General features: G+C 39.2%; 14 protein-coding genes. 2 read left to right on the plus strand and 12 right to left on the minus strand.

What is annotated here, in order from left to right; all coding sequences use genetic code 11:
- Window positions 1–107: 107 nt before the first annotated feature.
- From LXM54_RS17610 to LXM54_RS17625, 4 genes are all read right to left on the minus strand, one after another.
- Window positions 108–734, minus strand: coding sequence for a hypothetical protein (locus LXM54_RS17610; RefSeq protein WP_233316559.1), 627 nt, complete (start codon window positions 732–734; stop codon window positions 108–110).
- Window positions 735–833: 99 nt separating this feature from the next.
- Window positions 834–2,108, minus strand: coding sequence for an ABC transporter substrate-binding protein (locus LXM54_RS17615; protein ID WP_233316560.1), 1,275 nt, complete (start codon window positions 2,106–2,108; stop codon window positions 834–836).
- A 77-nt stretch (window positions 2,109–2,185) separates the two neighbouring features.
- Window positions 2,186–3,073: a carbohydrate ABC transporter permease gene (locus LXM54_RS17620; RefSeq protein WP_233316561.1), complete on the minus strand. Its 888-nt coding sequence runs from the start codon at window positions 3,071–3,073 to the stop codon at window positions 2,186–2,188.
- Window positions 3,074–3,091: 18 nt separating this feature from the next.
- Window positions 3,092–3,976: a carbohydrate ABC transporter permease gene (locus tag LXM54_RS17625; RefSeq protein ID WP_233316562.1), complete on the minus strand. Its 885-nt coding sequence runs from the start codon at window positions 3,974–3,976 to the stop codon at window positions 3,092–3,094.
- 516 nt (window positions 3,977–4,492) lie between these two features.
- Here LXM54_RS17625 and LXM54_RS17630 point away from each other — a divergent pair.
- Both LXM54_RS17630 and LXM54_RS17635 read left to right on the plus strand, forming a co-directional pair.
- Window positions 4,493–6,721 carry an alpha-galactosidase gene (locus LXM54_RS17630; RefSeq protein ID WP_233316563.1) on the plus strand — a complete coding sequence of 743 codons (2,229 nt, stop codon included), beginning with the start codon at window positions 4,493–4,495 and terminating at the stop codon, window positions 6,719–6,721.
- Between the two features lie 32 nt (window positions 6,722–6,753).
- Window positions 6,754–7,680, plus strand: a complete 927-nt coding sequence (locus tag LXM54_RS17635; RefSeq protein ID WP_233316564.1) for an ROK family protein — start codon at window positions 6,754–6,756, stop codon at window positions 7,678–7,680.
- A 50-nt stretch (window positions 7,681–7,730) separates the two neighbouring features.
- Here LXM54_RS17635 and LXM54_RS17640 read toward each other — a convergent pair whose 3' ends face one another.
- From LXM54_RS17640 to LXM54_RS17675, 8 genes are all read right to left on the minus strand, one after another.
- Window positions 7,731–8,738 (minus strand): LacI family DNA-binding transcriptional regulator, encoded by a 1,008-nt coding sequence (locus LXM54_RS17640; protein ID WP_233316565.1) that lies wholly within the window; start codon window positions 8,736–8,738, stop codon window positions 7,731–7,733.
- Window positions 8,739–8,841: 103 nt separating this feature from the next.
- A complete protein-coding gene (locus tag LXM54_RS17645; protein ID WP_233316566.1) occupies window positions 8,842–9,801 on the minus strand; it encodes an acetylxylan esterase in 960 nt (319 codons plus the stop codon).
- A 314-nt stretch (window positions 9,802–10,115) separates the two neighbouring features.
- The gene (locus LXM54_RS17650; RefSeq protein ID WP_233316567.1) at window positions 10,116–10,385 is read right to left on the minus strand and encodes a hypothetical protein; all 270 of its coding nucleotides are present in this window, start codon (window positions 10,383–10,385) and stop codon (window positions 10,116–10,118) included.
- Between the two features lie 537 nt (window positions 10,386–10,922).
- A complete protein-coding gene (locus LXM54_RS17655; protein WP_233316568.1) occupies window positions 10,923–12,326 on the minus strand; it encodes a glycoside hydrolase family 1 protein in 1,404 nt (467 codons plus the stop codon).
- A gap of 122 nt (window positions 12,327–12,448) precedes the next feature.
- Window positions 12,449–13,744 carry a PTS cellobiose transporter subunit IIC gene (gene celB, locus LXM54_RS17660; protein WP_233316569.1) on the minus strand — a complete coding sequence of 432 codons (1,296 nt, stop codon included), beginning with the start codon at window positions 13,742–13,744 and terminating at the stop codon, window positions 12,449–12,451.
- Between the two features lie 32 nt (window positions 13,745–13,776).
- A complete protein-coding gene (locus LXM54_RS17665; protein WP_233316570.1) occupies window positions 13,777–14,109 on the minus strand; it encodes a PTS lactose/cellobiose transporter subunit IIA in 333 nt (110 codons plus the stop codon).
- Window positions 14,109–14,420 (minus strand): PTS sugar transporter subunit IIB, encoded by a 312-nt coding sequence (locus LXM54_RS17670; protein ID WP_233316571.1) that lies wholly within the window; start codon window positions 14,418–14,420, stop codon window positions 14,109–14,111. Before LXM54_RS17670 ends, LXM54_RS17665 begins: the two co-directional genes overlap by 1 nt.
- Before the next feature lie 193 nt (window positions 14,421–14,613).
- On the minus strand, window positions 14,614–15,258 hold the full coding sequence (locus LXM54_RS17675; RefSeq protein ID WP_233316572.1) for a TetR/AcrR family transcriptional regulator C-terminal domain-containing protein: 645 nt from the start codon (window positions 15,256–15,258) through the stop codon (window positions 14,614–14,616).
- Window positions 15,259–15,353: the final 95 nt, after the last annotated feature.

Below are 15,353 nucleotides of genomic sequence, written 5' to 3' on the forward strand. Positions count from 1 at the left end.
TTTAGCTCCCTCCCTTAAAACAAACATTACCGAATAATCATATTAGCGTTACTTGCTTTCTATGTATGTCCTCCAAATAAAATCTATCATTTTTTTAATAGACCAAATTACACAGCAACCTCTGCTTTCTTTTTCTTCCATTTAAATGTAAATATAAATCTCGCACACGTCCCGTAGATGGCAGGAGCGAAGAATAGGAAAAAAATGAAATTAACATAAATCAACAAATTGATAATTAAAATCACTAAAAGCAAGATAAAGGAACGAAAGGGTTTCTTCACAACTAGAAAAAGACTGACCAGCACAGTGCTCTTTATTGGCAATTGCAGGTGCACTAAATTCCAAGCTAAGTAAGTAAAGAAAATAATGGATAGCAAAAAAGCATATATGCACACAAATTTAAGGACTGCTGCCGCAAACGAGTCAATTGTTTGTGGAAACGGCAGAATGATGAAGGTTCCGATATAGATAAATAAACCAAACATAATCGCAGACAGTCTTTTATTGTTGGCATATTTAGGGCTGATCTCTTGAAACAGCTTGCGCACAGAAGTGCCGTTTCCTTTGAATATCTCATCAATAACCGCCAGTAATGTGGATGTGGAAGAAATCAATCCGCATACAAAAAAGCCTTTTCCTGCATAAAACCAAAATAATAAACTTGCCCTGACTAAACGGTATGTAATGTCCATAAAAGAAAAAAACTTGCTGTCGATGAATCGGCTTTTATACAAGATACTCCCTCCTTATAAAAAAAGGCTGCCTGAAACCAGGCCGACCAATACAAGGTTTCCCGTATTAGGTCAAAGCATTTCCAGACAGCCTCTTTATTGTTATTTCAAGCCATATTCTTTGCGGATTTGATCTGCTACTTCCTTCAGCTGTTTCTCTGCATCCTTGCTGCCATTAAGATTGATGTTATCAATGACAGGCTGGATTTTACTTACAATTTCAGCATACTCAGGAATGTAAGGAGCGTTCATAACCGTTCTGCCTTCTGCTAAAATTGTTGACAATGCTTTCGCATTTTCAGGCGCATTTGCCATTGACTCAATTTTATCTGCATTCCTTTTTACGACAGGCACTGCTGATATTGTGTCTACCTGCAGGTCTTGACCTTTTCCAGTAGTCAAGAATTCAAGAAGCTTATATGCTTCGTCAGGATGCTTCGTCTTTGAGCCAATTCCGATTGGAAGATAAGAAGCTGCTGCTACATTTCCTGCTTTTCCTGCCGGAAGTGGAACAACATCCCATTTGAAGTTAGCGTTTTTCGATGTATCAGACCAATCCCATGGTCCCATCATTTTCATTGCTGCTTGACCAGCGAGGAACATATTGGATAAACCTTGGCTTTGAGCAGAAGTTGGCTGCACATGATATTTATTGATCAAGTCTGCCCCAAATTTAATTGCCTCAATAGATTCAGGCGAATCAACGATAACTTCCTTGCCATCCTGGCTGACAAAACCTCCGCCATTTTCAACAAGCAATTCATTTGTATAGAAGTTTTCCATACCGAACTGAACTGTTTTGCCGTTTTTCTCGACTGTCAGCTTTTGAGCTGCTGCAAGGAAATCATCCCATGTCCAGTCATCCTTAGGATATTCAAGACCAGCAGCATCAAACATATCCTTGTTGTATCCAAGCATGAAGGCAGATGCATCACGAATAAGTGCATACTGTTTTCCATCCACTTGGCCTAGTGAAAGAACATTTGGCATATACTCTTCTTCATTGATTTCTTTATCAGATAAATCCATCAACACATCTTTACCCACAAATTGACCGAATGCAGAAGGCTGAAGCCAAACTAAATCAGGCTGATCGCCGCCAGCAGACATTGTCAGGAATTTATCATTGAATTTATCATATGGTGCATAGACTTGCTTTACTTTAATTCCAGGGTTCTCTTTTTCAAATTCCTTAAAAATTTCCCCTTCCAGCTTTGTTCCTTCTGGATTATTATTCCATACGAGAATGCGCAGTGTTACATCTCCTGATTCCCCGCTAGCAGACTCAGAATCTGAGCCAGAACAGCCTGCTAAAAATGCAGATAGAGCTAATACAAAAGTTAACAGTAAAGCACTTAATTTCTTTTTCTTTCTCACGTGATTTACCCCCTTAGGTAATGTTTTTGTATGGATAACGGATAAATGAGATTCATTTATCCAAGTGATACCATAGATTAGCCCTTTCCGCCTGTTGTAGCAATTCCTTGGACAAAGTACTTTTGACCAACAAAGAAAATGATAATAAGCGGTAAGATAATAAAGACGCTCGCTGCCATCATCGGTCCCCATTGAATTAAGAGAGCCCCTTTAAATTGCAGAATTCCCAGTGCAAGCGTATATTTGGAATCATCATTTAAATAGATTAATGGATTAAGAAAGTCATTCCACGTCCACATAAAGCTCAACAAAGCGACAGTAATAATAGAAGGAACTGATAACGGAACGATAATTCTCCAGAAAATACCGAAAGGACCACAGCCATCGAGATAGGCACTCTCTTCTAGCTCCTTTGGGATTGTCTTAAAAAATTGACGCAGTAAAAAGATGAAGTAAGCGCTACCAAAGAAAGATGGAACAATTAGCGGCAGGAACGTATTAACCCACCCCAGCTTAGAAAAAATCATATAGACAGGAATCATCGTTACTTGTGGCGGAAGCATCATTGTTCCAAGCAAAAGCACAAACCAGAAATTCCGTCCTTTCCCTTTTATCCTTGCAAAACCGTATGCGACGATTGTAGAAGAAACAACTGTCCCAATAACTACACATACAGTGACAATAATAGAGTTCATGTAATACTGCCCAAAGTCCACTAGTGTAAATACTTCTTTATAGTTCGCTAAATCCCATTCCTTTGGCAGCAATGTCGGTGGAAATGCCATTGCTTCATTTTCCGGTTTTACAGAAGTTCCAATCAGCCACAAAAAAGGGAATAAAAAGAGAATAGAAAGTGCAATAAGTAAAAAGTAAGTAAGTGCCTTTTCCGCTTTTCTTCCTTTCTTCATGCTGCGCAGTTTCTTTGCTTTCATTGCAGCAGTCGGCTTCGCAGGTGTTATTTCCATAACTGCCCCTCACTTTCCTTATTCATCGTATTCGTAATACACCTTTTTCCCAAATACTTTAAACTGAATTAATGTGAAGATAAGAATGATAATGAATAAAATCCAGGCGAGTGCAGACGCATACCCCATCTTAAAGAACTTAAAGGCATCCTGGTATAAATAGAATACATAAAACAGAGATTTATAGTTTGGTCCGCCATTGCCGCTGCTGACAACATAGGCTTGTGTGAATATCTGAAAAGAACCAATCAGCCCCATAATCAGATTGAAGAAGATAACATTAGAAGTCATCGGGATGGTAATATTCCAGAACTTATGGAATTTACCTGCCCCATCCAGTTCGGCTGCTTCATACAGAGATGCGGGAACACTTTGAAGTCCTGCGAGATAAATAACCATACCGCCGCCAGCACCCCATAAGCTCATAATAATCAGTGTCGGCTTTACCATGCTTTCACTTAACAGCCAATTTGATGTCGGCAAATGAAAAAAGGACAGGATGCTGTTCGCAATACCGAAATCCGGCTGAAAGATTAATATCCATAGCAACGAGCTGGCAACTGTTGGCACTAAGGAAGGTAGATAAAAGATTGTCCGGAATACCCCCATAAATCTCACCTTTGTGTTCAGCAAGACAGCAAGCATGTAACCGACAACTAAACCAAGAGGAACGCCGACAATTGTATAAAAGAAGGTATTCCATAATGACTGCCAAAACAGCGGATCTTCAGTAAACAGCTTTTTATAGTTTTCTAATCCGACCCAATTCGCTGCCCCAAGTCCTGAGTAATCAGTAAAGGACATGTATAGGGAATACACCATCGGGCCAGCCGTAAAGACGAAAAAGCCGATCAGCCATGGCAAAATAAATAAGTAAAACAATAAAGTTCTCGATTTATTCATTTGCTTCACCTTCCATTTGATAAAATCACCAACTGCAATTCTTGCTTGCTAAATCACTCCCCCCTTTTTCTTTATCTTAAAAAACGCAATACTTTAACCATCATGTAACTACTTTTTGTCAGTTATTTAACTTACAAATAAAGTTATGTAAGCCTTTTCAACTACAATTACATATTAACTTCTTAATTCAAAATTATCAATATATTTTTAAAGTATTTTACCTAAAATTTTTAAACTTATTAAGTAATTAAATTAGTTTAGTAACCTAAAATAGTCAGTACAACTCTCGTACTTCTCCAACATGCGTATTTATACCTATAACAAAAAAGCTTTTATATATAGGAGATTATCTATACACTTAAACCAATTTCTACAGTTAAGTTAATGATACTTTCTATAAGATTACCGATTACTTAAATTAATTCAAATACTTATTGTCTTCCATATTTATAATTGATACAATCAAACATATAATGTTGTAAGGGTTTTCATTCCAAATGGCGAGGTGCAGTGATAATGGCAATCCATGTAAATCTAGAAACGAAGGAATTTCATTTGTGTAACGACAAAATCAGCTATATTTTCAGAGTGCTAGAGAAATCCAACCAGCTTGAGCATTTGTATTATGGAAAAAGAATTCGTCACCGTGCGTCTTTTAGGCATTTAATTGAAAGGGAGATACGGCCATCCTGCAATTTATTTGAACATGATCATACTTCCTCCTTCGAGCATATTAAGCAGGAATATCCGAGCTTTGGGACAACTGACTACAGGCAGCCAGCCCATATGATTACAGATAACATCGGCAGCAAGGTAACAAACTTTTGTTATGAAAGCTATAAGCTTATCAAAGGTAAACCAGCACTTGAAAACCTCCCTGCTGTGTATACAGAGGCAGAAGCCGAAGCAGACACATTAGAAATAACTCTTTACGACAGCGTGCTTCAGGCAAGTCTCCTCCTCAGCTATACGATATTTCGTGATCGCAATGTTATTTGCAGAAGTGCGAGGTTCCATAATACATCTGGCAGTCCCTTCTTTCTCGATTCAGCGATGAGTGCATCTGTCGATTTGCCTGATGACCAATTCGAGATGATTAGTCTTGCAGGTGCATGGGCAAGAGAGGCACATATGGAAATCCGTCCTTTATCCCCCGGGATTCAATCGGTGTACAGCTCAAGAGGTGCAAGCAGTCATGCCCATAATCCCTTTGCCGCATTTAAGCGCTTCGACACGACAGAGCATACAGGGGATGTTTATGGTTTCAGCCTTTGTTACAGCGGTAATTTCCTTGCACAAGCAGAGGTTGATACATATGGAGTTTCCCGTATTATGATGGGCATTAATCCGTTCCAATTCAGCTGGAAGCTTAATCCTGGCGAAACATTCCAGACACCAGAATGTATTATGGTATATACAGATGAAGGCTTAAATGGAATGAGCCAAACATTTCATCAGTTATATCGCGAGCGTCTGGCGAGAGGTTATTGGCGGGATCGTGCCAGACCTATTCTTATTAACAATTGGGAAGCTACTTATTTTGATTTCAATGAAGAAAAGATTCTTTCTATAGCTGAAACAGCCCAAAAGTTGGGTATTGAGCTGTTTGTCCTTGATGATGGGTGGTTTGGCAACAGGAATGACGATACCTCCTCTCTTGGTGACTGGTTTGCAAATGATCAGAAGCTTCCCGGCGGTATTAAAGGATTGTCTGAGAAAATTAACCTACTGGGAATGAAATTCGGTTTATGGTTCGAACCAGAAATGGTATGTAAAGATACTAAGCTGTTTAAAGAACATCCTGACTGGATTATTGCAACACCTGGCCGCATGTCTTCACATGGGCGCAACCAATTTATTCTAGATTTCAGCAGAGATGAAGTGGTGCAGCATATTTTCAAACTCATGGATGAGATAATTGAAAATGCTGAAATTAGCTATATCAAATGGGATATGAACAGATACATGACAGAAGCCTACTCAACTAACCTGCCAATTGATCAGCAAGGAGAAGTGAGCCATCGCTACATCCTTGGTGTATACAAACTGTACGAGATGCTTCTGGCGAAATACCCAAAAATCCTGTTTGAATCTTGTGCCGGCGGAGGCGCCCGATTTGATCCCGGTTTGCTTTATTATGCACCGCAAGCTTGGGCGAGCGATAATACAGACGCTGTCGAGCGTTTAAAAATTCAGTATGGCACAAGCTTCGTCTATCCGCTCTCTTCCATTGGCAGCCATGTGTCTACTGTTCCAAACCACCAAGTTGGACGGATGACACCATTGGACACACGGGCGAATGTCGCTTACTTTGGCACATTTGGTTACGAATTGGACATAACCAAGCTTAACGATGAAGAGAAAGAAAAAGTCAAACAGCAGACTGCTTTCATGAAAGAACACAGAGATTTTATCCAAAAGGGAAATTTCCACCGTATATTATCACCGTTTGATTCCAACGAGGTATCTTGGATGGTTGTCGCAAACGATAAGAAAAAAGCAATTGTCGGCTATTATAAAATCCTCGCTAAGCCAAACGAACGTTATCACAGGCTTAAGCTGACAGGACTTGATCCTGACAAACTATATTCCATTGAAGGCAGAAACACACAGCATTATGGGGATGAGCTCATGAATGTCGGCATTCTGCTTTCCGAGGATTATACTGACCGTGCACAAGACTACTGGCAGCGGGAGAAGCCTAGCGACTTTGCTTCCTGCTTGTTTATCTTGACTGAAGCTTAAAATAAACAACTCGATTTTTAGGAGGACATCACATGACGAATTATATGGTTTTCGACGTTGGAGGCAGTATGATTAAATTCGCTGTTATGAAGGACGATGGCGAATTTATCGAAAAAGGCGAACTGCCAGTTTCCGACTCAGATTTCAGCCTGTTCCAGGAAACAATCATTGAGACAGTGCTGGAGAACAAGGTAAAGCATCACGTTGCAGGGATTGCCTTCAGCTGTCCAGGTGGAGTCGAAAGCGATACAGGCATTATCGGCGGTTCCAGCGCACTTCCCTGTATTCACGGACCTAATTTTAAAACCATTTTCAGTGAGGCGACAGGACTTCCTGTTGAGCTGGAAAATGATGCGAATTGCGCTGCATTAGGAGAAGTCTGGAAGGGTGCGGCAAAGGAAAACGAAAATGTGCTGTTTACAATCATTGGCACAGGGATAGGCGGAGCGATTATTAAAAACCGCCGCATTCATAAAGGCGCCAATCTCCATGGCGGAGAAATAGGCTATATGGTGCTGCAAGTAGTAAAGGAAGACGGAAAAACAGCCTTCCAAACATGGAGCCAGCTAGCTGCCACAGGCGCTTTAGTTAAAAATGTCGCCAAACGCAAAGGCATGAAGCCAAGTGAACTGAATGGAAAAGTAATCTTCGAGAAAGCTGCAGAAGGGGATGAGATTTGCCTAGAAGAAATTGATGAATTTTATCTCCGCTTGGCGCAAGGTATTTATAATATCCAGTATGTGTACGATCCAGAAAAGATTATCCTCGGCGGAGCCATCAGCAATAGAGATGATTTGATTGAGCAAATCTACAAAAAAATCGATCTTCTGCTCGAATCTGTGCAGGCTGCAAAAATTAGACCAATCATTGAGTCCTGCCAATTTAAAAATGATGCTAACCTGCTTGGAGCACTATATCACTATTTGCAATGCCAAGCACCTGAATCGGTGGAAGCATAACAAAAAGAGGGGGTTTATAAGCGATAGCTTACAGACTCCCCTCTTTTTGTTTACTTAAGGCTTTTCACTGAATTGCGATGAATAATCTTGCCATTAATTAAGGTTCTGCCGTATTTTTCATTAGGATTATGAAGCTTTTCCATTATTATTTTTACAGCAGCCTTTGACATTTCTTTAATATTTACCTCAACCGTTGTGAGCAGCGGCTCCGTTAAAGCAGCGTAAATCGAATTATCAAAGCCGACAACTGAGCAGTCATCCGGTACTTGATAGCCGTTTTTTTGCAGGTTGTTAATCAGATTATAGGCAATCTCATCATTATTGCATACAAACGCTGTCGGCATGTCATCAGGAAAGCTTATATCAATATATCTGCCTCGCTCATCACGATCATTAATAATATAATCCTGCCTCAATTCAATTCGATGCTCTAACAGCGACTTGTAGTAGCCTAGAAATCTGTCTTGTATGCTGCTAGTCGCATATATGTTGCCGACATAGGCAATTTTTTTGTGGCCGTTTTCCACAAGGTAATTCGTTAATTCAAAACCGCCGAAGAAATTGTCTGTCAGCACAGAATCAATTTCGTTTTGATCTGTGTAAAAGTCTAAAAAGATTACAGGACTGTCAATCTTCTGTATCTCTTTCACATAATCGTTGCCGATCTGCCCAAGAATAATGAAGCCGTCGACCTTTTTCTCACTGTAGATTCGCGGCAATACTAGCTGGTCCTCATCCTCCTGACCCAAAATATAAAGGATGCCAGAGTAATGATAGCCATCAAGGATTCTTGTCAACATTTGATAAAATTGCAGATAGAATGATTGTGTCTTCCCTGTGAAGCGCTCTGGAATGACAATACCTAAATTGTAAGACAGCCCATCCTTGATTGACTTTGCATGTGTATTAAAACGGTAGCCCATCTCATCTGCCAATTGCTTTATTTTCTCTTTTAATTCTTCACTGACCCCATCTTTATCATTTAGCGCTTTGGAGACAGTCACACTGCTGACACCTAATTTATTGGCGATGTCACGCATCGTAACATTGCTTCTCACAAAAATTCCTCCGATATAAAATAGTTCTAACAACATAATACATTCATGGAAATACTATACTATAAGATTCGCATTTTCTACATCCAAAAGCAAATCATGCAGACTACATATCCGCAAAAAAGGCATGTACTTTGTCTCCTAATGTCCTTATATACTCATGGCCATACTCAAAATAGATCAGCATCTTCTTATCTGATTGAATTTTATTGTAGGCTGCAAATTGCGTAGAAGGCGGACAAATCTCATCCTCCATCCCTGTTGCCCACAATACATCCGCCTTGATTCTGTCAGCAAGATGCTGGATATCTATATACCCTAATTTTTCGAATACCGCTTCCTCCCGCTCATGATTAGGATCAATAAATTTGAAGTAATAATGAATTTCTTCATAAGCAGAACTCGCTATATCAAGCTCCCATGCCCTTTTAAAGTCGGAAAGAAACGGGTAGACAGCAGCTGTTTTCCTGATTCGAGGCTCAAGACTTGAACAAGCAACCGCCAGGGCTCCGCCTTGTGAGGCACCGTAAGCGCCCACTCTTGATTCATCAACCTTCTCCATCGCAAACAAAATTCTAGCTGCCTGAACCGTATCTAAATAAACATTGCGGTAATACAGTTTGGCTGTATCCTCTTCGTCTATCCCTCTGATGATATGCCCTTTTAATGTTGTGCCCTTTACTTGAAGAGTATCTTCAGAAAGCCCGCCTTGTCCGCGGCAATCCATCGCCAGAATCGTATAGCCTTCAGCAGCATAGCCGATTTTATCAATCCAGTCACCGCTGTTCACATGATAGCCATGAAACCAAAGCAAACCAGGACCTTTCTCTGTTTGCCCTTTTGGTCGGACAAGCTGGCAATGCACTTTCGCACCATTGATACCTGTAAAGTATAAATGATAACATTCTGCCACCCTGCTTTCGAATGCAGCTGGGATTAACTCGTATTCTAACGAGTGCTCATTTAATTCTTGCAGGCCTAAGTTCCAATAAGCATCAAAATCAGCTGGCTTTGGATTTATTCCTTTGTATTGATTTAGTGCATCCAAGGGCATATCGAATTTCATCAGGCATTCCTCCATTTTATTTTTCGCGATTTTATGTATGCGTTATCATTTTGTTTAACTTAAACGATAACTTAATTATAAAACGTTATGAAGTTAACCGTCAATAGAGAGAAAGTTTCCTAGAATGCAAAATAAAAAAGTGATTTCTATGTGAAATCACTTCTGACTGCCGACAAACCTAGTGTTTTTAAGTTATTTTTATTTTAAAGCGGTTGAAAGTTCTCTGAAGTCTACGCTCGCTTTCCGCGGATAAGCACCGCTTCTCGGCAAACTTTCTGCTTCAAGGGGCCTTTTTTACTTCATTGTGCATTCTATTATTTTTTCCCTTTAAATCTCTCTAAAATATCATTTCCAAATAATATAGCTAGAATAAAACTACAAACATATAACTCAATATTTTTAGGCAAAAATTTCAATACCCATATAGACATCATAATAGTAGATATGGTTAGAAGATTAATTTTTTCCTCTTGTTTCAATTTTTTTAAATTTGTCACCAATACAATATAGCCAATTGGTGGCGTAAGAATGCAAATGCAATATAGAAATTTTTTTCTTAAATACCAAGGAGATTTTTCCACCATGCAAATCCTTCCAATAAACTATATTTTATTAAAAATTAAATGAGAATAACCATCGTTAACGTTTTTGCAATTTCCGTTTGCCACCCAATTAGGCATACTAGATACCAATGTATTGATTCCACGGTATGCCTTATTTTCAATAGTATCAGTAACTCCTATAAAATTATTTGTTACTTTAATTAGAAGAAATACTTTAATAGCTTTTTTCCATTTCCTTATTGACTCTTTCATATCAAATAGTTTCTTTCTCTCCCTACCCAAATCCTTTGCGTTCACAAAAAGGTCATAATGTTTCGTAAGCTTGGTTTCACAAATAAGTCATATTAATTTAGACCAAGGCTGGATATAAATTAATCACTTTAACATGTTATATTTTAATACCGTTCAATAAGATTAAAAGAACTTCCATTTATGACATAATACACCTGTTTGTATTTTAGGCTTAAAGCTAAAAAGCCCCAGTCGAATGTTTAATTCGACTGGGGCTTTTCTACTATACGAGGTGATTTCTATACGAAACCACTTTTTTCAACCATATTAGAAGCCGTTATTTTCTGCGACTGTTTTAAACCATTGTCCACTCTTTTTAATTGTGCGTTCTCCGTCTTTTTCAAGATTAACAGACACAAAGCCATATCTGTTCTTGTAAGCATTTGTCCAAGACCAGTTATCCATGAATGTCCATAGATGATATCCTTTTACGTTAGAACCTTCCTCGATTGCTTGATGAACCCATTTAAGATGGCCTGAAATGAATTCAATCCGGTAATCATCCTGAATGATTCCATTAGGATCACGGAACTTTTCTTCTCCTTCAACACCCATCCCATTTTCTGAGATAAAGCATTCAATATTGCCGTAGTTATCTTTCAAATTAATAAGAATATCATATATTCCTTTTTCATAGATTTCCCAGCCGCGGTGAGGATTCATTTTTCTGCCTGGCATCACATAGTTATCAAAATAGCGATCTGGCATAAACGGAGCTTCTGGATTTGGAAGATGCTCTTTTGCTTTCACTCGTCTTGGCTGGTAGTAATTGACACCAAGCAAGTCGACTGTATTGTTGCGGATGATTTCCAAATCTCCATCCTCTATTTCAGGCATAAAGCCTTCCTCTTTAAGAATATCAACAAGCTCCTGCGGGAATTCCCCTTTCACAGACGGATCAAGAAACGATCTGTTAAAGAAGGCATCAGCAAGCACAGAGGCTTTTACATCTGCCGGATTTTGGCTGCGCGGATATGATGGTGTTAAGTTTAGAACGATACCAATTTTTCCATCTTGTCCTTGTTTTTTATAGGCTTGAATTGCTTTTGCACTTGCAAGTATTGTATGATAGCCGACTTGGACAGCCTTCTTAAAGTCTACTTCATTTGGATAGTGGAAGTCATACAAATAACCGCCTTCTACTGGAACGATTGGTTCATTATGAGTAAACCATTTTTTCACACGGTCCCCAAACAGCTCGAAGCAAGTGCCAGTATAAGCTACATATGCATCAACCACTTCTCGGTTTGCCCAACCTCCGATTTTCTGCAGTTCCATTGGCATATCGAAGTGAAACAAGCCGACAAATGGCTCTACGCCATTTTCAATGAATTCATTAATAACATTATTGTAGAATTCAACTGCTTTCGGGTTTATTTCTCCTTTACCCTCTGGGAAAAGCCTTGACCAAGAAATAGACATGCGGAAGGAGTTATGGCCAATTTCCTTCATTAGTTTAATATCTTCCTTATACTTTACATAAAATTGTGATGTATCTGATGGCCCAACTCCATCAAAAAAACGTTCTGGCTGTTGTTCGTACCAGTAATCCCATATATTTTGTCCTTTTCCGTCAACATTAGCTGCTCCCTCTGTTTGTGTTGCAGATGCAGCAGATCCCCACCAAAAATTATCTGGAAAACGATATTTCACTTCATTATTTACAGTCATTGCGTAATTCCCCTTTCAAAAACCTATCTAAGATGTATTGCTTATAGGAAAAAGCAGGAATACTGCGCTTTGCTGCCGCTAAAGCCAATACTCTGCTTCCTCCCTTCTACAATTGAGTTATATTAAGATGCTTTATTCATTTCTTCTTCTTCCTTCTTCACATTGACACGGTCAATGACTTTCAGGAATGGGAACCAGATTGCAAATACAATCGCCATATTGACAAGCTGCATCAGTCCTCCTGCAAGGGAGTTAGTAGCCATGATGCCGTTGATGAAGAATGGCACAGTCCATGGCACGGTAACGCCAGTAGGCGGCGGAACAATTCCAGTTGACATTGCAAAATAGGTTACTAATGTAACAATCATTGGCGAAATAATCCAAGGCACTACAATCAATGGGTTCATAACTATTGGCAAACCGAAGATAATCGGTTCATTTACGTTGAAAATACCAGGTCCAAGTCCAAGTTTTGCTACTTGCTTCATCTGCTTGCTCTTCATGAATACAAGGATTGCAAATACTACTGCAAGTGTCATACCTGTACCACCCATGCCGACTGTATAAATCTCCATGAACGGTTTTGAAATGATATGAGGGATTTCTTGTCCGCTCGTATATGCAGTCAAGTTTTCCACTTGAAGTGTGTTCCAAATTGGATCCATTACAGAGTTGATGATAATTTGACCATGAAGACCAAAGAACCATAGAATCTGAATGAAGAATACGGCAATAAGTGTCGGAATGATGCCGCTGCCCAAGCCTACAAGCGGTGCTTGAATTGCTTTATAAATAACATCATGCAGATTTGTATCGAAAGCTGCTGTTACAATAACATTCACAAGCAAGAAGAAAGTCAATGTAAGAACGGCAGGAATCAATGCTGCAAACGATTTTGCCACTGCTGGCGGTACACCAGGAGGCATCTTAATAGTGATATTCTTTTGCACGATTGTACGATAAATTTCACCGGCAATAAATGCTGTAATCATACCAAGGAACATGCCCTTCGCACCGAGGCGATCGACAGGAATAACCCCGGAAATAGCATCACCTGTCTCAGGCTGAACGACGAATGGCGTTAATAATAAGAAAGAAACAAGTGCGATTGCACCGCCAAACACAGCCTCCACATTATAGCTTTTGGACAGGTAATAACCGATACCAAACACGACGAACACAGACATGATGCCCATTGTTGCAGAGTTGGCAATTCCAAATAATGATTGGAAGGTTGCAATAGAATCAGCACTCATGAATTTTTTCAAGAATGGCAGGTTTGTCAGTACGACAAAAATGGACCCGAAAATTGTCAACGGAAATGACAGCATAAATGCGTCACGCAGAACAGTTAAATAACGGTTGTTATTTAATTTCCCTGCTATTGGCACCAAATATTTGCTTAATTTTTCAAACACAGGATTCTCCCCCTTTGGATATACAGTAATGTTTATAATTTCTTTTCTTTAAAAATTTCCAGCAATTCCTTAACAAGCTCCTTCATGGAAAGCGTAGACATTAAATGGTCTTCTGCATGCATTAGAAGAAGAGCGAATTCCACCTTGTTTCCAGATGCCTCCTGCTGAACAAGCTTAAAGTGAATTTCATGAGCAACACTTAAATCTGCCTCTGCCTGTACAAGCAGCTCGTCTGCTGCTTCCGGGTTCCCAGAACGATACTCACGGAGTGCTTCAATGATTTTGCTTCTTGCATTGCCGCTGTGAAGGATAAGCATGAAATTGATTTGTTCTGCCGTTAATGTATTAACATCAATCTTTTCCATTACTTATCACCCATTAAAGCAAGTGCTTGTTCATACGCTTTTTTACCGTCTGCCAAGCCATATGCCATCATGTCGATAACATCTACTTTAATTCCATATTGATCTGCTGCTTTTTGAAGTTCACCCTTCAAGAAGCTCATTTGCGGCCCAATCAAAACTACATCTGCTTCAGCCATATCTTGCTTAGCTTTGTCCTGACCGACAGCCCAAATTTTTGCATCTGCTCCAACTGATTTTGCATGTTCTTCCATCTTTGTAACTAGTAAACTAGTAGACATTCCTGCACTGCAAGCTAGTAATATCTTTTTCATATCGATCATGCTCCTTTATCTTTTATATATTCTATTTCACTAAATCGTTTTCAAAAACCGCTTACATTTATTATTATAATCATTTAATACTATTTGTCTATACATTTAAAAAATAAAATGTAATCATTTTCATTATTTGAAAATAGACAAAAAAAAGATGCCAAGATGGCACCTTCTGTAGTTCTCTTTCTTCCTATTGTATCTGCTGCAGTCCTTTTATCATCACCCGTAAACTTAATAGGAAGTCATCCTTTGACTTCAAACCTTCATTTGGCGAAAGAAAATGGTGATAAATATATGGAGCTTCTTCTTTTGAAATTTCGGCAATAGCTTGGGAGAACTTCTCTTGGATTGCTTCAAATCCAATTTCTTCAAGCAGTCTTTGCTGTTTTTGCTCGTCGAGTACGTATGCCGTCACATATGTATTGATATTGTTAACGGCCTGAAAAATTTTGTCCTCTTGCAAGCCTGCTCGGTGAAAAATGGCGAATGTCCTGTCAATCAGCAGCAACCGCTGCCTTGTTACAGGCAATGTATCCATCATTATTTCTGCTCCATCGGGAACAGACAATAATACTCTCCTTAATTCAAGGGAGAATAACTCAATTTCTTCCTCCCAGCTTTTGCATTCTTCCGGAAATTCAAATTGGCTTGATATGTATTCAGCAAGCAGCTGCAATAGCTCCTGTTTATTTTTTATATACCAATATAAGGCTGGGGCCTTTATTTTCAGCTTAGCTGCAACATTTCGCATCGTCACATGCGATAAGCCGTTTTCATGAAGCAGCTCAAGGGCCGCATCTGTTATCGTTTCTTTGCTGACATTTTTTCTCGTCATGAAAGTCACCTCTTATACTTATATTGTATATTATTTGTGGCAATAATTCTTTACTAACCTATTTAACCATGTTAAACTGCATATTGTTCATTTAA

The sequence above is a fragment of the Bacillus sp. Au-Bac7 genome (genome assembly GCF_021341655.1).
Classification (GTDB): Bacteria; Bacillota; Bacilli; order Bacillales; family Cytobacillaceae; genus Niallia.